The sequence below is a fragment of the Acinetobacter sp. 3657 genome (genome assembly GCF_031456775.1).
Classification (GTDB): Bacteria; Pseudomonadota; Gammaproteobacteria; order Pseudomonadales; family Moraxellaceae; genus Acinetobacter.
This window is the reverse complement of the sequence record NZ_JAVDVH010000001.1, coordinates 504,755-522,414: the sequence shown is the minus strand read 5'-3', so window position 1 is coordinate 522,414 and position 17,660 is coordinate 504,755. Positions and strand designations below refer to the sequence as shown.

Annotated in this window: 21 protein-coding genes; 5 read left to right on the top strand and 16 right to left on the bottom strand. The window is 38.0% G+C overall.

Annotated features, from left to right (window positions below):
* Window positions 1-54: 54 nt before the first annotated feature.
* Together J2Y37_RS02405 and J2Y37_RS02400 are read right to left on the bottom strand one after the other, a co-directional pair.
* Window positions 55-1,164, bottom strand: coding sequence for an S-(hydroxymethyl)glutathione dehydrogenase/class III alcohol dehydrogenase (locus J2Y37_RS02405; RefSeq protein WP_349031843.1), 1,110 nt, complete (start codon window positions 1,162-1,164; stop codon window positions 55-57).
* Between the two features lie 20 nt (window positions 1,165-1,184).
* Window positions 1,185-1,460 carry a metal/formaldehyde-sensitive transcriptional repressor gene (locus tag J2Y37_RS02400; RefSeq protein ID WP_005196849.1) on the bottom strand — a complete coding sequence of 92 codons (276 nt, stop codon included), beginning with the start codon at window positions 1,458-1,460 and terminating at the stop codon, window positions 1,185-1,187.
* Window positions 1,461-1,816: 356 nt separating this feature from the next.
* On the opposite strand from J2Y37_RS02400, the gene J2Y37_RS02395 reads away from it, so the two are divergent.
* Window positions 1,817-3,265 (top strand): phospholipase D family protein, encoded by a 1,449-nt coding sequence (locus J2Y37_RS02395; RefSeq protein ID WP_349031721.1) that lies wholly within the window; start codon window positions 1,817-1,819, stop codon window positions 3,263-3,265.
* 3 nt (window positions 3,266-3,268) lie between these two features.
* Here J2Y37_RS02395 and J2Y37_RS02390 read toward each other — a convergent pair whose 3' ends face one another.
* Entirely contained in the window at window positions 3,269-3,892 is a 624-nt protein-coding gene (locus tag J2Y37_RS02390) for a class I SAM-dependent methyltransferase (protein ID WP_349031720.1), read from the bottom strand.
* A gap of 23 nt (window positions 3,893-3,915) precedes the next feature.
* Window positions 3,916-4,506 carry a uracil-DNA glycosylase family protein gene (locus J2Y37_RS02385; protein WP_349031719.1) on the bottom strand — a complete coding sequence of 197 codons (591 nt, stop codon included), beginning with the start codon at window positions 4,504-4,506 and terminating at the stop codon, window positions 3,916-3,918.
* A gap of 171 nt (window positions 4,507-4,677) precedes the next feature.
* Here J2Y37_RS02385 and J2Y37_RS02380 point away from each other — a divergent pair, with 171 nt between their 5' ends.
* Window positions 4,678-5,310: a glutathione S-transferase gene (locus J2Y37_RS02380; protein ID WP_349031718.1), complete on the top strand. Its 633-nt coding sequence runs from the start codon at window positions 4,678-4,680 to the stop codon at window positions 5,308-5,310.
* A gap of 175 nt (window positions 5,311-5,485) precedes the next feature.
* Here the strand turns inward: J2Y37_RS02380 and J2Y37_RS02375 are convergent, their stop codons facing one another.
* The 5 genes from J2Y37_RS02375 to J2Y37_RS02355 form a co-directional block, all read right to left on the bottom strand.
* Window positions 5,486-5,746 (bottom strand): hypothetical protein, encoded by a 261-nt coding sequence (locus J2Y37_RS02375; protein ID WP_241322485.1) that lies wholly within the window; start codon window positions 5,744-5,746, stop codon window positions 5,486-5,488.
* A 174-nt stretch (window positions 5,747-5,920) separates the two neighbouring features.
* Window positions 5,921-6,619, bottom strand: a complete 699-nt coding sequence (locus J2Y37_RS02370; protein WP_241322486.1) for a histidine phosphatase family protein — start codon at window positions 6,617-6,619, stop codon at window positions 5,921-5,923.
* Between the two features lie 187 nt (window positions 6,620-6,806).
* The gene (locus tag J2Y37_RS02365; RefSeq protein ID WP_349031717.1) at window positions 6,807-7,679 is read right to left on the bottom strand and encodes an MBL fold metallo-hydrolase; all 873 of its coding nucleotides are present in this window, start codon (window positions 7,677-7,679) and stop codon (window positions 6,807-6,809) included.
* A gap of 10 nt (window positions 7,680-7,689) precedes the next feature.
* Complete coding sequence (locus J2Y37_RS02360) at window positions 7,690-8,100, bottom strand: DUF6691 family protein (protein ID WP_349031716.1); 411 nt, start codon at window positions 8,098-8,100, stop codon at window positions 7,690-7,692.
* Entirely contained in the window at window positions 8,097-8,516 is a 420-nt protein-coding gene (locus tag J2Y37_RS02355) for a YeeE/YedE thiosulfate transporter family protein (RefSeq protein WP_349031715.1), read from the bottom strand. The genes J2Y37_RS02360 and J2Y37_RS02355 overlap by 4 nt, the downstream gene beginning before the upstream one ends.
* 235 nt (window positions 8,517-8,751) lie before the next feature.
* Between J2Y37_RS02355 and J2Y37_RS02350 the strand changes: the two genes are divergently transcribed.
* A complete protein-coding gene (locus tag J2Y37_RS02350) occupies window positions 8,752-9,123 on the top strand; it encodes an XRE family transcriptional regulator (protein WP_004671256.1) in 372 nt (123 codons plus the stop codon).
* On the top strand, window positions 9,120-9,884 hold the full coding sequence (locus J2Y37_RS02345; protein WP_349031714.1) for an RES family NAD+ phosphorylase: 765 nt from the start codon (window positions 9,120-9,122) through the stop codon (window positions 9,882-9,884). Before J2Y37_RS02350 ends, J2Y37_RS02345 begins: the two co-directional genes overlap by 4 nt.
* A gap of 59 nt (window positions 9,885-9,943) precedes the next feature.
* Here the strand turns inward: J2Y37_RS02345 and J2Y37_RS02340 are convergent, their stop codons facing one another.
* The 6 genes from J2Y37_RS02340 to J2Y37_RS02315 all read right to left on the bottom strand — a co-directional run bounded on the left by J2Y37_RS02340 (window position 9,944) and on the right by J2Y37_RS02315 (window position 15,638).
* Complete coding sequence (locus tag J2Y37_RS02340) at window positions 9,944-10,420, bottom strand: DUF6438 domain-containing protein (RefSeq protein WP_005196836.1); 477 nt, start codon at window positions 10,418-10,420, stop codon at window positions 9,944-9,946.
* Between the two features lie 134 nt (window positions 10,421-10,554).
* On the bottom strand, window positions 10,555-11,250 hold the full coding sequence (gene ispD, locus J2Y37_RS02335) for a 2-C-methyl-D-erythritol 4-phosphate cytidylyltransferase (protein ID WP_349031713.1): 696 nt from the start codon (window positions 11,248-11,250) through the stop codon (window positions 10,555-10,557).
* Window positions 11,240-11,605 (bottom strand): cell division protein FtsB, encoded by a 366-nt coding sequence (gene ftsB / locus J2Y37_RS02330; RefSeq protein WP_004671267.1) that lies wholly within the window; start codon window positions 11,603-11,605, stop codon window positions 11,240-11,242. Before ftsB ends, ispD begins: the two co-directional genes overlap by 11 nt.
* Before the next feature lie 127 nt (window positions 11,606-11,732).
* Window positions 11,733-13,022, bottom strand: a complete 1,290-nt coding sequence (gene eno / locus J2Y37_RS02325) for a phosphopyruvate hydratase (RefSeq protein ID WP_004671269.1) — start codon at window positions 13,020-13,022, stop codon at window positions 11,733-11,735.
* A 91-nt stretch (window positions 13,023-13,113) separates the two neighbouring features.
* A complete protein-coding gene (gene kdsA / locus J2Y37_RS02320; RefSeq protein WP_121930207.1) occupies window positions 13,114-13,971 on the bottom strand; it encodes a 3-deoxy-8-phosphooctulonate synthase in 858 nt (285 codons plus the stop codon).
* Between the two features lie 35 nt (window positions 13,972-14,006).
* Window positions 14,007-15,638, bottom strand: a complete 1,632-nt coding sequence (locus tag J2Y37_RS02315) for a CTP synthase (protein WP_241322494.1) — start codon at window positions 15,636-15,638, stop codon at window positions 14,007-14,009.
* A 370-nt stretch (window positions 15,639-16,008) separates the two neighbouring features.
* Between J2Y37_RS02315 and J2Y37_RS02310 the strand changes: the two genes are divergently transcribed.
* Window positions 16,009-16,467, top strand: a complete 459-nt coding sequence (locus J2Y37_RS02310) for a hypothetical protein (RefSeq protein ID WP_004671273.1) — start codon at window positions 16,009-16,011, stop codon at window positions 16,465-16,467.
* A 97-nt stretch (window positions 16,468-16,564) separates the two neighbouring features.
* Here J2Y37_RS02310 and J2Y37_RS02305 read toward each other — a convergent pair whose 3' ends face one another.
* On the bottom strand, window positions 16,565-17,650 hold the full coding sequence (locus J2Y37_RS02305; RefSeq protein WP_349031712.1) for an alpha/beta fold hydrolase: 1,086 nt from the start codon (window positions 17,648-17,650) through the stop codon (window positions 16,565-16,567).
* Between the last annotated feature and the right edge of the window lie 10 nt (window positions 17,651-17,660).

Here is a 17,660-nt window from a genome sequence, read left to right as displayed (position 1 = left end):
TGCTCATAGATGATTTGATGGCACTTTTTGCACCATCAAATCTAAACTTAAAAATTAGAAATGAATCACAGTACGGATAGATTTACCTTCATGCATCAAATCAAAGGCTTCATTAATATTCTCAAGTGGCATGGTATGCGTTACAAAAGGCTCCAGTTGGATTTCACCTTTCATTGCATCTTCTACCATTTTCGGGAGTTGCGAACGACCTTTCACCCCACCAAAGGCTGTACCCATCCACTTACGACCTGTGACTAGTTGGAAAGGACGTGTCGAAATTTCCTGACCTGCACCTGCCACGCCAATAATCACGGATTGCCCCCAACCACGATGTGCACATTCCAAAGCAGAACGCATCACATTGGTATTGCCAATACACTCAAAAGAATGATCAACGCCCCAACCTGTCATTTCGACAATCACTTGTTGGATGGGTTGATCATAATCTTTTGGATTTAAACAATCCGTTGCACCAAACTGTTTTGCAAGTTCAAATTTATCTGGATTAGTATCAACTACGATAATACGTCCAGCTTTGGCTTGGCGTGCACCTTGCACAACGGCTAAACCAATTCCACCTAAACCGAACACAGCAACGCTATCGCCTTCCTGTACTTTCGCTGTATTGTGAACTGCGCCAATACCAGTGGTCACCCCACAACCTAACAAACAGACTTGTTCATGATTGGCTTCAGGATTGATCTTTGCCAAAGAAACTTCCGCCACAACCGTATATTCACTAAAGGTTGAGCAACCCATATAGTGATAAATTGGCTGACCATTATAAGAAAAACGGGTTGTGCCATCAGGCATAACACCCTTACCTTGAGTTGCACGAACCGCTACACATAGATTGGTTTTGCCCGATTTACAGAATAAACATTCCTTACATTCTGCCGTATAAAGCGGAATCACATGATCGCCAACCGCAACACTGGTTACACCTTCACCGATTTGAACCACAACCCCTGCGCCTTCATGACCCAAAACGGCAGGAAAAACACCTTCGGGATCATCACCTGATAAAGTAAAGGCATCTGTATGGCATACACCTGTATGCGTAATTTTAATGAGGACTTCGCCTGCTTTCGGTGGCTCAACATCAAGTTCTACGATTTGTAATGGTTCACCAGCGGCAAAAGCAACGGCTGCACGAGATTTAATCACAATGACACTCCTGAATTTTACTTTAAATAAGATTTAAGAATTTTACTGACTTGGATGAGCTCTTGACTGCGTTGCAACTCAGAAGAGTCACCGACAACCAAAGTATCTTTTAAATGAATTTCGAGAAGTTCATTCATCAAACCATTTATAGCACCACGAACTGCACAGATTTGCTGCAAAATATCTGCACATTCTGCGTCATTTTCCAAAGCACGCTCAACACTCTGGACTTGACCTTGGATGCGTCTTACACGAGTGAGGATCTTTTTTTTGTCCTCTAATTGCTTAGGCATAATGTCGATCACATTAAATCTAAAAATATACTATACACCAGTATAGTACTATGGCTCAATATTTATTGATTTATACACTTTACATCTGTATTGATTCAGAGTATTTACATAGGGAAAGTATATAAATTAAAATATAAGCTGTTGATTATATTTATAATTACATTTAAACCTTGGAAAGAAAACGTATTTAGATATATAAGAAAATTAATAATCTACAAATTATTGTTGGACTCATACGCTTGATAAATAAAATGAAAAATAATTCATACCCTTTCAAGATAATGACACTTGTTATTATGTTAGCAATAAGTGGCTGTTCATTGCCGCCTAATCAAAACCATGATCGGAGTAATCCCTTGCAAACAAAAACAAAATGGATAAATGATCCTCAAACCGATCTTAATATTGAAAATGGTTTAACTGCATTTTTAGCTTTGGATGATGCATTTTTAAGTATCGCATCTCGTATTCACTTAATCAGGAATGCTAAACATCGTTTAGATTTGCAATATTACATTTGGAATGATGATCCAATTGGCAACTTGATGCTTTATGAATTACTCAATGCTGCTGACCGAGGGGTAAAAATCCGATTACTCATTGATGACCAAAATGGAGTCAAACTCGATAAAACCCTTAAAGCACTGTCGCAACATCCAAATCTAGACATTCGTATTTTCAATCCGTATAAGTTTAGACATCTGCGATTTATTGACTATATTTTCAGGTTAAATCAAATTAACCATCGCATGCACAATAAACTCACCATCGCTGACTCATCAATCGCAGTTACTGGTGGTCGAAATATTAGTAGTGAATACTTTGACGCCAGTGATCAATTCCAATTTAGTGACATGGACATTTTATTTTATGGCGCGTCTGTTGATCACGCTGCTGAGGTCTTCGACGAGTTTTGGCAAAGTCCTTTAAGTTATTCTACTGAACAGTTACTTGGCCAAGGCACACCGCAGCAATTTGAAAGTATTAGGCAAAGTTATCAGGCTTTTGATGAAGAAAATACGCTTACTGAAAAGAAGCTTGAAGCTGCGCAGGATTATTTAAAAATCCGTCTTCAAAACTACCCTGTTCAATGGGCAAAAGCACACTTTGTTGCGGATCGACCGAATAAAGCATCGGGACAAGCAAAAGAGCAAGAACTGCTTTATGCACAAGTCTTAAAGATTATGGGGAAACCCGAGCAGCACATGGAGTTGGTTTCGGCCTATTTTGTGCCAACGCAACGCGGAACAGAATACTTAAGCCAATTATCGAATAACGGTATCAAAGTTAGGGTGCTCACCAATAGTTTGGTCGCAAATGATGTCGCTGTGGTACATTCATTTTATAGTCAATACCGTAAACCGCTTCTACAAAATGGCGTACAACTTTACGAGTTCAAACCCAACATCGAAAGAAAAAAACGGACTTGGTATGAAATCGCAACGGGTAGCGTGATTCCTGTAAAAGGTAAAAATCGCTCAAGCCTACATGCAAAATTCTTTGATGTAGATGGTAAAGTTTTTATTGGTTCTTTTAATTTTGATCCTCGTTCTGCGCATTTAAATACCGAGGTCGGTTTGGTGGTTGAATCAGATCAATTACAGAATCAAGTTACCGCACTTCTGGATGAACACATGCTACAAGTCGCCTATCAACTTAAACTTGATGCAGATGGCAATATTGTCTGGTATGAACATAAGGAAAATGGTCAAGTCATTGAACATCATCACGACCCTGAGAGCACTAGATTCCAAAGGTTTAGCATGCATTTCGTGTCTTATTTTCCAGTGGAATGGATGATGTAAACCTTATTCCATTATCATCTCAAATAAGCATAATCCCTCGATTTCCAAAGGCATCTTAATATTTTCAAAAGATGCCTGTTTTAAGGCATCTAAATGTTCTTGTTTATTCATATAAAGTTGATCATTTTTCATGGCATCGGGTGCACATAAATGATCACAAACTAAATAATGTCCTTTAGGATTCAATAAAGTTTTGACGGCTTTATGAAAATCGGTAGCATATTTCTTATGTCTAAGTTCATGCAACGCTTGATGAATAATAATGTAATCATATTTCTGAGCTAAAGCATTTTTCCAATTAGCTTCTTTAAAATTTCCAATTAAATAGCGAGCTCTTGATCGCTCAGCAGAATTTAATTTTTGTTGAGCAAGCCTATGCATTGCGTCAGAAAAATCAAAAGCTGTATATTCGACATGGAATAATTGCGACAATATATGTTGCGCTAAAAATCCAGGTCCAGACCCTAGCTCCAATACTTGGCATTTATCCACGGTTTGGGTTCTAATTAATTTTGTATAATAGCCAAAGAAATCTTGTCTCCACGGGCGTTTCACATTCGCGGTTATTTGCCATTCTAAAGCATCATCATAATTTCTTAAGTCGATTGGACTTGGTACATCATTCATCAAATTCCCCTATTTTGTTATAATTAAACCAAACCAATTGTTTCAAAGAATTGTCGATAAGCATCCGCTTTTTTTTCTAAGGCTAAAGGATATGCCCGAGACGATGATGGTAAACGGTATAAATTAAGCTTACGATTAGCATAATTTACTTGTACAGATTGACCAATCATTGGCTTATTTGCTTGCTCTGGAAAATGCTGCATCAAAGTATCTGTGGCCTTGTCCCCTGTGGTCATAATGGTATGGCACATTGGGATTTGCTCTAGCAATTCTGATAAATCAGTTGGTGTGACAATTTCCAAAAACTTGTCCGAAGCATTGCCTTGCAGCCGTTTAACTTGATAGGCCGTATCAAATATTCCAACACCAATTTGTGTTAAGAAATCACGTATAAGCTGTTCTTTAAAGTTTTTATTCGGCAAGTCTAAAAAATAGTCTTTGTCTTTAAAGAAAATCAAACCAAAGATACGCCACATATCGTTTTGATAGTTCGGATAATAGAAATCCATTTTCCATCTACTTTGAGGCGGTGGAAAACTTCCTAACATGAGTAATTTTGCATGAGCAGGTAGAAAAGGAGTTAGCGGATGTGTTTCTATTTCTATATCAGTCATTTATATAAAAAACCAAGTTTAAAATTGAGTGAATAATTTTGATCATTTTATAGATATTTCTAGCTTTTTGCTTGTACCTTTTCGTATAGCAACATTTCAACGTGTTTAATCGTTTATTGAAATTCGAAAAGTGTGTGAAAATTACCGTAAAACTCTTTAGCAGGAATTATCATGATTACATTACACCATTTAGATCAATCACGTTCTTTTCGAATTTTGTGGCTACTTGAAGAAATCAAACAGCCTTATCAACTGCAACGCTATTATCGTGATTTAACTACCCATTTAGCGCCTGAGTCTTTAAAAAATATTCATCCTTTAGGTAAGTCTCCTGTGATTGAGTGGCAAGGTAAAATCATTGCGGAATCAGGTGCCATAGTAGAGTTATTAATTCAGAAATTTGCACCTCACTTAGCACCAGACATCAATGATGCTACTTATGTAGACTATCTACAATGGATTCATTTCTCTGAAAGCTCTGCCATGTTGCCATTTTTATTAAAAGTTTTTAATGAGATAGAGACCAAGCAAGGTACGCAGTTAATATTTCTAGAAAACTATACTCAAGTTGAATTTGATAAGGTTTTTGGTTATCTAAATGAGTATTTAGAAAATAAATCATACTTGGTGGAGGATCGTTTAACTGGTGCAGACTTTATGATGGGATTTGGACTTCATGCCTTAATTCATCAAATGGCACAAGGTGAGAAATACCCAAATATTCAAAAATATGTCGAGGGATTAAGTTTATTACCTAGCTGGAAAGCAGCAATAAAAATTGAACAAGACGGAATGAAAAGCTAAAACGGAAAATATTATTAAATCACTGAATAGGAAAAGATAATTGTTGAACTGAATGCTGAATTACAGATTTATACTGTTTTTATCGTTCTTCTTTTCCTTCTAAGTTACTAAAACAAGAATTTTTATACAATACAGAAATGGAAAGCCCAGCTAAGGGCTTTCCGATCTAGTTATTTTAAGCGCGAAATTCCTTCGTGGTCATCTCACCTAAATAACAAATAGATAACGTAAACAAGTTCTCAGGATCTGCTGATGGATCATTCTTTCTGATCCACTCCAATCCAATTACACCAAGCTCATTTAATTTTGATTGGGAAACGGGTGGTAAAAAGGTTTCCAATGGCAGTTGAATACTAAAGTTTCGAGTATTACCACTATCATTCTTATCATTAAAAGTATAACCAATTAAATACCAATGATATTTTTGTTCAGACATTTCTTATTCTCAAGTTGGATTGTTGAGATATTTTTATACCATAGAAACTTAAAAAACCCACTCAAAACACGTGCGCCTGCCTATTTTTTGTCACATCTCCATAGGCTCACAAGAATTGAAGTCTGAGTAAGCGAACATCACTTTTCAGATGATTTAATAGACGAGTTCTCCCAGTTACAACCAAGTTAGCAAATCTGGATTTTTAGATTTAATAAATTGATGCTCGTTCACACTCAATAGCTGTGGCTCACCATTGACTAACTTCAAGGTGGTAACACTTGTGTTTGCAATCGACCAGCTGAGCGCGAAAGTACGTTGCACACTTAACTCAAGTAATTTACCGACCACAACGGAGATCACGCCACCAGAAGTAAAAACAACAGCTTCTTGGGGTTGTTTATGTGCTAACTCTGCACATAAATTCTCTAATGCACTTTCTACACGCATTTTAAAGGTGATCCAAGATTCATCATACTCATGATGAAATTCTTCATTTGTCCAACGAGCAATCGCTTGATCGAAAATCTGAAATAAATAAGCTCTCGGGTCTACTTCTTGAAAAACGTCTTGTTGCAATACTTCTGGTTGAGCAAACCTCGGCTCATATAAAGAAAATACTTGCTGATGATTAAACTCATTCCATAACCCATCAGTTTTATAATCCGCTTGAGGAAAACACTCATTCAATGAAATTTGAGTGGTTTGTTGATGTCGCTTCATGCTACCTGAAACGATATAAGGCGGTTCAGTAAAAAGATGCTTAAAATATTGCCCTAAGAGCTTTGCTTGTGCTTCACCATTTTCAGATAGCTCATCGTAATTACTTTTACCAAATGAAGCCTGACCATGTCTGACTAAATAAATGGTGGTCATTTAAACACCTTAATTTCAGCAAGTTTTAAAATGAATTGTATTTTTATCATAGCGTTGACTGAATGTACAAAAATTTATGTTTGGATATTGCATGTGACTAAGTTAATAAAATAGATGTTCAATATTACTTAGGCTATTTTGAGCACATGCGATAACATCGATATTTACTAATCTCAGCCCAGCTGATTCACTGCTTAAAATAGTTTAAAGGCAGCTTTAAATAACGTATGCCATTGGACTCAGGTTCAGGAAAACGCCCAGCATCCATGTTGATTTGAATAGATGGCAGAATCAGTTTCGGCATAGCCAAAGTTGCATCTCGTGCTTGTCGCATATTCACAAAATCTTGTTTGTGGGTTTTAGCATCTATATGAATATTGGTTTGCTTTTGTGCATTGATAGTTGTTTCATAAAGGTATTCATTTCTTCCTTCAGGCTTATAATCATGGCAGAGAAAAACTCGTGTTTGATCAGGAAGTTGATATAGTTTTTGTACCGAATCAAATAAAGTATCTGCACTACCTTTAGGAAAGTCACAACGTGCCGTGCCATAGTCTGGCATAAATAGTGTATCCCCTACGAACACAGCATCACCGATCACATAACTTAAGCATGCAGGTGTATGTCCTGGCGTTGGGAGGTTGAATGCGTCCAATTCACCGATACTAAAATGCTCGTTATCTTTGAATAAATAATCAAAGCTTTGATGGGTGTTAAAATACCTTATATCAATGCCATATATTGCACTGAAAGTTTGTTGAACAATACTGATCTTCTGACTCATGGCAACTTTGCCACCCAGTTTTGATTTTAAGTATTGAGAAGCCGTTAGATGATCTGCATGTACATGTGTTTCCAATATCCATTCAACTTTTAATTGATGATCTTCAACATATTGAATGATTTGATCCGCACTTTCAGTCGAAGTTGAAGCCGATGCAGAGTCATAGTTCAATACGCTATCAATTACAGCACAACAGTTCGTCTGTGGATCGCTCACTACATAACTAAATGTATTGGTATCTTGATCAAAAAAAGCTTTAACTTGAGGATATTGCATGGTATTTCTCCTAGCGCTTAGCCCATAAATGATGAATAAACATTCCAAACAGCATGGCCGTAATAAAATACCAAATTTGAGAATAACCCAAGCCAATCAATGTAATCGCAGGTGCAGGACAAACACCCGCAATACCCCAACCAACACCGAATAATATTGCTCCGATCACCAGTTTTTTATCAATCTGAGTATTCGTTGGTAAAGTAATTTTTTCTCCAAATAAAGTTTTTGGGTGACGAATTGCTTTTTGGAAAGGAATAATTGCAACGGCAATTGCACCAATCATCACAAACATTAAGCTAATATCCCATTGGCCAAAGATATCTAAGAAACCTAAAACTTTTGCTGGATTTGACATCCCTGAAAGCATTAAACCTAAAGCAAATAAGCTACCAAATAAAAAAGCGAAAATATTTTTCATAACAACGCCCCTAACAGATGACGTGCAATATATACCGTCACGATCCCAGCAGACATGAATATCATCGTTGCAACTATTGAACGCATAGACAAACGACTTATTCCACAAATACCATGTCCACTGGTACATCCCGAACCTAAGCGCGTACCAAAGCCAACCAATACCCCCGCCGCAATCAAGGCGATCGGAGATGACTCTAAGATGATCTCAGGCTTAACAAATAATTGATAAATAAATGGTGTGATAAGTAGGCCCAACAAAAACCAAAAAGCTGGGCTTTTAAATAATGATTTTGGTTGGAGTAGCTGGGCGATCAGACCACTAATACCTGCGATACGACCATTCACATATAAGTAACCAATAACTGCTAACCCAATAAGCACACCGCCCATCAGTGCCAACAAAATGCTATGCATATTCCGCTCCAAACATTATGTGTTTTTATAATATATTATTTTAAATAATAATATAAGCTATTTTTCTACATTTGATTTAATGCGTTATTTTATCTACCTTTATTCAACTATATCTATTTTCGCCAATCAGATTCTACTTATATCATACGCATACAAAATCATTACTCCAACACAAAGTTGTGCATATTGCACAATTAACATATAATAAGTGCATATACAACATGAGGGTTTCATCATGAGTGCATTACTAAAACAACCCGCAGACAAAAAAGTAGTTCTCGCTAAAGCGGTACTCAATGCAGCAGAACAACTTGACCTAAAACAAGTACAATTAGCCGCCATTTTAGGTGTACACCGTACAGCGATCAGCCGATTGAAAAACAATCCTGAGTTAGATCCTGCGTCTAAACAAGGTGAATTGGCGCTATTGCTTATTCGTCTATCACGGGCATTATATGCTTTGACTGGTGGAGACACCGACTGGATGCGTCACTTTATGAATACACCAAATCGTGTGACTGGTGGTGTTCCTGTTGAACAAATCGAGAGTGTGAGTGGACTGGTGTCTGTTCTGCAATTTGTTGATGCAATTCGAGGTAAAGTATGACCGCCATTGAAAAAAATCTATGGCTACAATGTGAAGGAAACCAACAAATAACGCCTCTATCTGGTACTTTATATCGTTTAGTTGAGAGCCAAGAACAAATTGCGACACGACAATTAGTTGACACCTTAGAAGAACAAGCTTTACTGGAGGATATGCTGGAATTGGTTAAACCACCATATCCTCCAAACTCAGATCATTTACATTATCTACTTAAAACACCTTTTCGCTACCCCCCACTAAAATGGGGTTCTCGTTTTGGTCGCACCTTTGAACCAAGTATTTTTTATGGCGGATGTAGCATCGCTGTTACGCTAGCAGAATCAGCTTATTATCGCTTTATATTCTGGCATTCAATGAATGGCCAACCAAAGAAAAATACGATACGCACCGAGCACACCTTATTCTCGGTCGGCTATCATTGTGATAAAGGAATTCGTTTACAATCTCCGCCATTTGAACAGTATCTTGATCTTATCGCTCACCCGACAAACTACAATTATGCTCAACAGTTGGGTACATCCATGAGAAATGCAGGCATAGAAATATTTGAATATCCATCCGCTCGTGAAAAAGATCATGCGGCTTGTGTTGGACTATTTACAGCAGATCACTTTAGCCAAAATAGCCCGATAGATCGAGCGCAATGGTTTTGCGATATTGGTGCTGATGAAGTTATATTTAAAGCAGTCGAAGATTCAAGCATTGTTCGTTTTGAATTATCACAGTTTTTACAACAAGGTGAATTTCCAATGCCAGCATAAGATGGCAATCTTCATATAAAAATGCCCCGATATATCGGGGCAAATAAATAATATTCTATTTAACTCACTAAACCATCAACCCCAATCATTTTTGGCAACTTTTCAATCAGTTTATTGAGCTCAGCATTTGCTGGCGAAATACAGCCCATGTAGTGACTTAGTTTAGTTACCGTACCATCTGGACGTGACCAAGAAAAATAGGCATTCTGCTGGTCAGTTGCGGTCTCTTCACAAGCTGTAGTTTTTACACTCATACCTGTTTCTGGGCGATACGTTTTCAGCTCTTGTTGAAGTTTGCTATAAACAGAAGGATCAACGGTAAGATCTTGCGTCCCAACAACTTTGGTATATTGCTTCCCATCAAAATGAACCTTCCCTGAAGGAGAAATTTCAACAGAATAAATCGGGCATGCACCAAAACAAGGGCTGGTCGAGTAGCGAATTGTTTCCTGTACGGTATCTTGAGGCTGTTGAGTTGTTGTTGCACAACCCACTAAAGAAAAACTAAAAAGACCTGCAAGTAATAATTTTTTCATTTATTGATCCATTATCAAGAATGTTGTTTAAATTTAACAAATTGTGAAATACTTGTCATTTATGTTAACAGGAAAATTATAAATTTCATCTAATTTACTTAGGCTATTTTATATTAAGAAAAATATATCTAAATCTAGTTTGTTTGAGACAGAAGAACTAAGCGTGCAAGTTCTAAATCATCGGTATAAGTAATTTTAATATTATCTGAACGCCCTTGTACGACTTGCACAGCTTCACCGATATATTCCAAGGCGCTTGCTTCATCGGTGATATTGATTTGGGCAGCTAATGCAGCCTCAATCGCATGTTTTAGCGTTTTTAATTTTGCCATTTGTGGTGTTTGCGCTTGCCATAAATGCTCACGACTTACTGTTCTTTCAATCTGATCATTAGCTTGTACGTGTTTTAAAGTATCGCGCACTGGTATCGCTAGAATCGAACTTTGATTCGATTGAACTGACGATAGCACTAATTTCTCTAAACAGTTCGCTGTTACACATGGGCGTGCAGCATCATGTACCAAAACCCAATCATTTTCATCTGCAATATCGGATAAATAAATTAAAGCATTAAGAACAGAATGAACACGCTCGACACCACCTATACAGTAGTGCAATTTATCTAGATGTTGAAAAGAGAGTGTTTTGGCAAAGTTATCTTGCTCACCGATCGCTAGCACACACCCCGCCAAATCCAATGTATTTAAACGGTTGACAGTATGTTCAAGTACAGTTTGACTTTGAATGTATTGATATTGTTTTAATTCGGTTTTGGAAAAACGACTGCCCGAACCTGCTGCGGGTACAATCGCCCAAAGCTTAGTTTTCATTGGTGGCAGTATCTACTTTTGCATTTGGATCAATATAAATTGGTTTGTAATGGGTACTAATAGTACTCATTTGCACAAAAGTTTCGTTAGGTTTAACTAAACCTAAATCTAAGCGTGCATGTTCCTCAATTGCTTCACTTCCGTTTTTTAAATCAAAAACTTCAGCGGCCAAAATACGGTTACGCTCTTTTAACTCAGTATTGATTTCAGCTTGTTGTTGAATTTGATGGGTTAAAGCCTGATGAGGAACATATCCGCCCTCACCTAGCCAAAACCGATACTGTAAACTTGCAATCAAAACGATTGCAAGCAACAGAATCAACTTACTTGAAGTAGATCGAAAAATCTCTAACATGAATAACTCCCTATATCCCTCTTTAAAGGAAGATCAGTCACGAATTCTATAGGATTCTGAATTCGTGAAGTTTCTCTCTTTTGTAAAGAAAGAGGGTCAGGAGGATTCAACATAGCTGAGATTGACCTTAATTTAGACCTTTAAACTCAGCTTTACCGCGGTAAGCTGCTTGAGTTAACTCTTCAATACGAAGCAATTGGTTATATTTTGCAACACGGTCAGAACGACACAATGAACCAGTCTTGATTTGACCTGCTGCTGTACCAACTGCTAAATCAGCAATAGTTGAATCTTCTGTTTCACCTGAACGGTGTGAAATAACAGTGCTATAACCATTTGCTTTAGCTAGGTAAATTGCATCTAAAGTTTCAGTCAAAGTACCGATTTGGTTATATTTGATCAGAATAGAGTTACCTACTTTTTCATCAATACCACGTTGTAAAATCTTAGGATTGGTTACAAATAAATCATCACCAACCAATTGGATTTTATCGCCAAGGATTGAAGTGAGGTAGCTCCAACCTTCCCAGTCAGACTCATCCAAACCATCTTCAATTGAGATAATTGGATACTGGTTCACAAGGCCCGCTAAGTAGTCAGCAAATTGATTGCTAGTAAATGCTTTGTTGCCTTCACCTGCAAGAATGTATTGACCATTTTTGTAGAATTCTGATGATGCACAATCAAGCGCAAGCATAATATCAGAACCTGCTTTATAGCCAGTTTTTTCAATTGACTCAAGAATAACGGTGATTGCTTCTTCATTAGAACGAAGGTTCGGTGCAAAACCACCTTCATCACCAACTGCTGTATTTAGACCTTGTTTCTTTAAAACTGATTTTAAAGAATGGAAAATTTCAGCACCTGCACGTAATGCTTCAGAGAATGAAGTGAAACCGACTGGTTCAATCATGAACTCTTGAATATCTACATTATTATCCGCATGTGAACCACCATTGATGATGTTCATCATTGGAACAGGCATAGTCAAAATCGTTTGACCACGAAGATCTGCGATGTATTGGAAAAGCGGGGTTTTCTTTTCATCAGCAGCAGCACGTGCAACAGCTAAAGATACTGCTAGTGTTGCGTTTGCACCTAATTTTTCTTTGTTTTCAGTACCGTCAAGCGCGATCATTGTATTATCAATGTCTTTTTGCTCAAAAACTGATTTACCCAACAAAGCATCGCGAATCAGTGTGTTAACGTTATTAACTGCTGTACGAACACCTTTACCTAAGTAACGTGCTTTATCACCGTCACGAAGTTCTAAAGCTTCACGAGAACCAGTTGAAGCACCAGATGGTGCACATGCACGACCAACAATCCCAGATTCTAAAATTACGTCTGCTTCGATGGTTGGGTTACCACGAGAGTCCAAAATTTCGCGCGCACGAATATCAACGATTTGGCTCATGAACAATTCCTCTGTTGAATGAATAATAAATTAAACCCATATTTCCTTAGCGTTCCCCTTTTATAGAGGAACTCAAAGGGGAAAGATTGGTTTAATGTGTATCTAACTTTTTGAATCCTTTGATCAAAGTATCCAATTCTTTTAATTGTGCCAAGAATGGCTCAAGCTGAGACAAACGCAATGCACAAGGTCCATCACATTTTGCATTTTCAGGGTCTGGATGTGCTTCTAAGAACAAACCAGCTAAACCAGTTGCCATACCAGCACGTGCTAATGTGGTTATTTGCGCACGGCGACCACCAGCAGAATCTGAACGACCGCCCGGTGTTTGCAATGCATGGGTCACATCAAAGAAAACCGGAACATTCATTTCTTTCATCGTGTCAAAACCCAGCATATCAACAACCAAGTTGTTGTAACCAAATGCTGAACCACGTTCACAAAGAATAAGTTTGTCGTTCCCAGCTTCCAAACATTTATGCAAGATATGACGCATTTCATGTGGCGCTAGAAATTGTGCTTTCTTGATATTGATAATCGCCTGAGTCTTTGCCATTGCTTCAACAAGATCAGTCTGACGACTCAAAAAAGCTGGAAGTTGGATAATATCTGCAACTTCTGCAACTTCCGCTGCCTGATACGGTTCATGCACATCGGTAATAATTGGAACATTGAACTGTTTTTTAATGTCTGCAAGCCATTCAATTCCTTTTTCCAAACCTGGACCACGGAATGAATTTAAGCTAGAGCGATTCGCTTTATCAAAGCTTGCTTTGAAAACGTAAGGAATATCTAAGCGCTTGCAAATATCAACGTAAGTTTCAGCGATTTCAAAGGCTAAATCTTTTGATTCGAGTACGTTCATTCCGCCAAATAATACAAATGGCAAATGATTTGCCATTTGTATATCGCCTAAACGTACAACTTCTTGTGCTTTTAATTGTGACATCTAAACTTTCCCAGTTTATTTAAAGCCTACATTATTTACTTCTGATGCTGTTTTTTTGCAGCCTCAATAAAACTAGCAAATAATGGATGTCCATCACGTGGTGAACTTGTAAATTCCGGATGGAATTGTACAGCAATAAACCAAGGATGTTCAGGAATTTCTACAGTTTCAACTAAGTGTTGTACTGATGAATAACCAGAAACCTTCATTCCAGCTTGTTCAAGTGTTGGAATAAAACGGTCATTCATTTCATAACGATGGCGATGGCGCTCAACAATTTCAGCTTGACCATAGATGCTACGAATTTTTGCACCCTCAACCAATTCTGATTTTTGTGCACCTAAACGCATCGTACCGCCTAAGTCTGACTCAAGACTACGATGTTGTAATTCGCCACGTTCATCCAGCCATTCTGTAATTAAGCCAATAAGTGGATACTTGGTTGAACGATTAAATTCAGTTGAGGTCGCTTCAGGCAGTCCTGCTACATTACGCGCGTACTCAATCACAGCCAACTGCATACCCAAACAGATACCTAAAAATGGAACACCATTTTCACGCGCATATTGAATTGCACGCATTTTACCTTCAGTACCACGCTCACCAAAGCCACCAGGTACTAAGATCGCATCCGCAGTTTCAAGTACAGAAATGTCCTGACCTTCCAAAGATTCAGCATCAACATAATCGATTTGTACTTTAACGCGGTTTTGGATACCTGCATGTAAAAGTGCTTCATTTACAGATTTATAAGCATCTGGTAATTCGACATATTTACCCACCATCGCAACACGTACGATATATTCTGGGTTTAATAGTGCATCAACCACATTATCCCAATCTTCAAGATTTGCTTCTGGAAGATCGTTATAGCCAAAACGTTCACAGATTAAATCATCTACGTTTTGCTCAGAGAAATTACGTGGAATTTGATAAATTGTTTTTGCATCTTTACATACAACAACTGCACGTGCTTCCACATTGGTAAACAATGCAATTTTACGTTTAGTATCTGCATCAACATCATATTCAGTACGGCAAATAAGAATATCGGGTTGAATACCAATTGAAAGCAACTCTTTCACAGAGTGCTGAGTTGGTTTGGTTTTAAGTTCAGCAGCCGACTTGATGTATGGCAATAAAGTTAAATGCATCAACATGGTCCGTTTATGACCCAGTTCAACCATAAGCTGACGCACTGACTCCATAAATGGAAGTGATTCGATATCACCTACTGTACCGCCGATCTCGACGATCGCGACATCGTAACCTTCACCGGCACGTAATACACGTTCTTTAATATTATCTGTAATATGCGGAATAACTTGGACTGTACCACCGAGGTAATCACCACGGCGTTCTTTGTTTAAAACGTCTTGGTAGACACGTCCACTGGTGAAGTTATTCAACTTCGTCATTTTTGCACGACGTAGGAAACGTTCGTAATATCCCAAATCTAAGTCAGTTTCAGCACCATCCTCTGTGACAAAAACTTCACCGTGCTGAAATGGGCTCATGGTACCTGGATCGACATTGATATATGGATCCATTTTTACCATCGTGACATTTAAGCCACGAGCTTCCAAAAGTGCGGCAACAGAAGCAGCAGAAATACCTTTACCTAGTGATGAAACCACACCACCAGTGACAAAAATAAAATGGGTCATTAAGTTTCTCGTACAATCAAGCCGAAATCGGCCTACAATGTTGGGCAATTTTACTGTACTCTGCCCCTATAAAGCAAAGTCAAACCGCTTCAATTCAAAGAACTATAAACAACTGGTTATTCTATCAGCATTTTCAATAAAATTTTATGGGATTTATGGAGATTTCATATAAAAATTGCTTTTAACAAATCAAAAACACAGCTCCGATGAGAAAAATTCCCTTAGAACCCCAACATCGATCCACTTCATAACACATGCATCCATGCAAACATTTATAAATTATCAACAAACTCGATAAATCCGAGTGCTTTTTTCAGTTAATTTTGCTGTTATAATCCTCGTCGTCCTTATTTGATATGTTGTTTTAGCGATGGCGAATAATAAACTTTTAATTTGTGCAGCACTTGCGACTGGTCTTTTACTTACAGCTTGTGTGAAAAAAGAAGAACCTAAAAACGAAGAGCAGCCTGAACAGGCTACTGAAACACAAATGACAGAGCAACAGCCTGAAGCTGCGAAAACTGAAGTGTTTGAGTCTTTAGAAAGTATCAATACAGAAGAAGCTCCCGCGCCTGTAGTTGAAACGACTCTTGAAGAAACTGAGAATACGACAACCGAAATTCGTCGTGAAACTCGACCTGCTCAAACCCAAAATACCACTGCTCAATCTGAAGCTCCTCGTACAGAGCAACCTAGAGCAACTCAAACTCAACCTAGCGCGCCAAGAGTTGAACAGCCAAAACCATCTAAATCGAATACTTCTGGTCAAAGTGAAGAAGATGCTGTCGCTGCTGCGATCGCTGCTGCAACACCTGCATTAAGCAACTAATCTGCTTAAAAAAGTATTTAAAAAGCCAGTTCCTTTGCGCCGCTTTCATCACGGTTTAAGGGAGCTGGCTTTTTTATAGCTGGAATATTAACAAACCCTAATAACTCTTAAAAAAATCTGCCATCAATCGTGATGCCCAAGATTTCACCGCTAGGCTTTCATAGAAGCCACAATGACTCCCTTTTTTCGTAGTAATCACGACCATATTATCCATCTGTTGTATCTTGTCCTTATAAGGCTCGAAATTCTTGATTGAACAAACGGGATCATCTTCAGCATTTAAAATCATCAGTGGGATTTTGATATTTTCAAACACGTAAATTGGGTTTATCGCTTTGCAATAAGATTGATAATCCTCATAACCTGCCATTTCAAAATATGCTTTTTCAAACTCCTCTAAGCTTGTTGTCGCCAATACCTTTTCAATAGAAGCAACCCGACTCCAGATAGTTTGATAAGGGTAAATAAAATGTTTGAATAATTTTTTGGTCATCAATTTACTATAAAAAGGATGAACATTTTTAAAGCCTATTTCTGTGTCATAACCCGGACACATCGCGAAAGCTGCCTTAAATGGCGTATCTTCACCTTGCTCCCCCAAATAACGTACCAATAGTCCTGTACCCGCAGAAGATCCCACTGCATATAAATCAGAACTTGGGAATAATTGTTGAATATGATCGAGCTGTTCTTTTAAATCGCGAGTAGAACCAAATAAAGAAATTTGTGGCACTGGCATAGGTAAACCAGCATGACCACGGCGTAAACAAAGTGCGATTCGCCAACCCGTATATTGATGTAAATCTTTGACCAACTCTCGCATGCTTTCAAGTGTACCTGTGATGGTATGCATGATCACAACAGTGGGTGTAGTGACAGGAAGATCATATCCATACCAAGCAATTGCGGTCACACCACCATCTTGCATAGTAAGTTGATCTATACGATCATATTCCAGCTTGATTGTTTTCTTTCTAATGATATCAAAATATAAGAGATGGACATGTGTATTACTCAACCAAGGTGTTGGGCGATACTTTTGCTTTAATTGGGGTAACTTCTCCAGAACATCTTTGATTTTGCCTTTTGGGTGATAATACATTTTTGGTGGTTCGGCACCGAGTGCCAAATCAAATAGATTTAAACCTAAAACTTTCAGTTTATTTAGAGTGAATATACCCATACTTCATTCC

Coding starts and splice junctions, on each gene's coding strand:
- J2Y37_RS02350 (WP_004671256.1), top strand. CDS start 8,752: ATGAGTGCATTACTAAAACAACCCGCAGACAAAAAAGTAGTTCTCGCT.
- J2Y37_RS02365 (WP_349031717.1), bottom strand. CDS start 7,679: ATGCAATATCCTCAAGTTAAAGCTTTTTTTGATCAAGATACCAATACA.
- J2Y37_RS02305 (WP_349031712.1), bottom strand. CDS start 17,650: ATGGGTATATTCACTCTAAATAAACTGAAAGTTTTAGGTTTAAATCTA.
- eno (WP_004671269.1), bottom strand. CDS start 13,022: ATGAGCCAAATCGTTGATATTCGTGCGCGCGAAATTTTGGACTCTCGT.
- J2Y37_RS02385 (WP_349031719.1), bottom strand. CDS start 4,506: ATGACTGATATAGAAATAGAAACACATCCGCTAACTCCTTTTCTACCT.
- J2Y37_RS02360 (WP_349031716.1), bottom strand. CDS start 8,100: ATGAAAAATATTTTCGCTTTTTTATTTGGTAGCTTATTTGCTTTAGGT.
- kdsA (WP_121930207.1), bottom strand. CDS start 13,971: ATGTCACAATTAAAAGCACAAGAAGTTGTACGTTTAGGCGATATACAA.
- J2Y37_RS02310 (WP_004671273.1), top strand. CDS start 16,009: ATGGCGAATAATAAACTTTTAATTTGTGCAGCACTTGCGACTGGTCTT.
- J2Y37_RS02370 (WP_241322486.1), bottom strand. CDS start 6,619: ATGACCACCATTTATTTAGTCAGACATGGTCAGGCTTCATTTGGTAAA.
- ispD (WP_349031713.1), bottom strand. CDS start 11,250: ATGAAAACTAAGCTTTGGGCGATTGTACCCGCAGCAGGTTCGGGCAGT.
- J2Y37_RS02390 (WP_349031720.1), bottom strand. CDS start 3,892: ATGAATGATGTACCAAGTCCAATCGACTTAAGAAATTATGATGATGCT.
- J2Y37_RS02380 (WP_349031718.1), top strand. CDS start 4,678: ATGATTACATTACACCATTTAGATCAATCACGTTCTTTTCGAATTTTG.
- J2Y37_RS02315 (WP_241322494.1), bottom strand. CDS start 15,638: ATGACCCATTTTATTTTTGTCACTGGTGGTGTGGTTTCATCACTAGGT.
- J2Y37_RS02355 (WP_349031715.1), bottom strand. CDS start 8,516: ATGCATAGCATTTTGTTGGCACTGATGGGCGGTGTGCTTATTGGGTTA.
- J2Y37_RS02345 (WP_349031714.1), top strand. CDS start 9,120: ATGACCGCCATTGAAAAAAATCTATGGCTACAATGTGAAGGAAACCAA.
- J2Y37_RS02340 (WP_005196836.1), bottom strand. CDS start 10,420: ATGAAAAAATTATTACTTGCAGGTCTTTTTAGTTTTTCTTTAGTGGGT.
- J2Y37_RS02375 (WP_241322485.1), bottom strand. CDS start 5,746: ATGTCTGAACAAAAATATCATTGGTATTTAATTGGTTATACTTTTAAT.
- J2Y37_RS02400 (WP_005196849.1), bottom strand. CDS start 1,460: ATGCCTAAGCAATTAGAGGACAAAAAAAAGATCCTCACTCGTGTAAGA.
- ftsB (WP_004671267.1), bottom strand. CDS start 11,605: ATGTTAGAGATTTTTCGATCTACTTCAAGTAAGTTGATTCTGTTGCTT.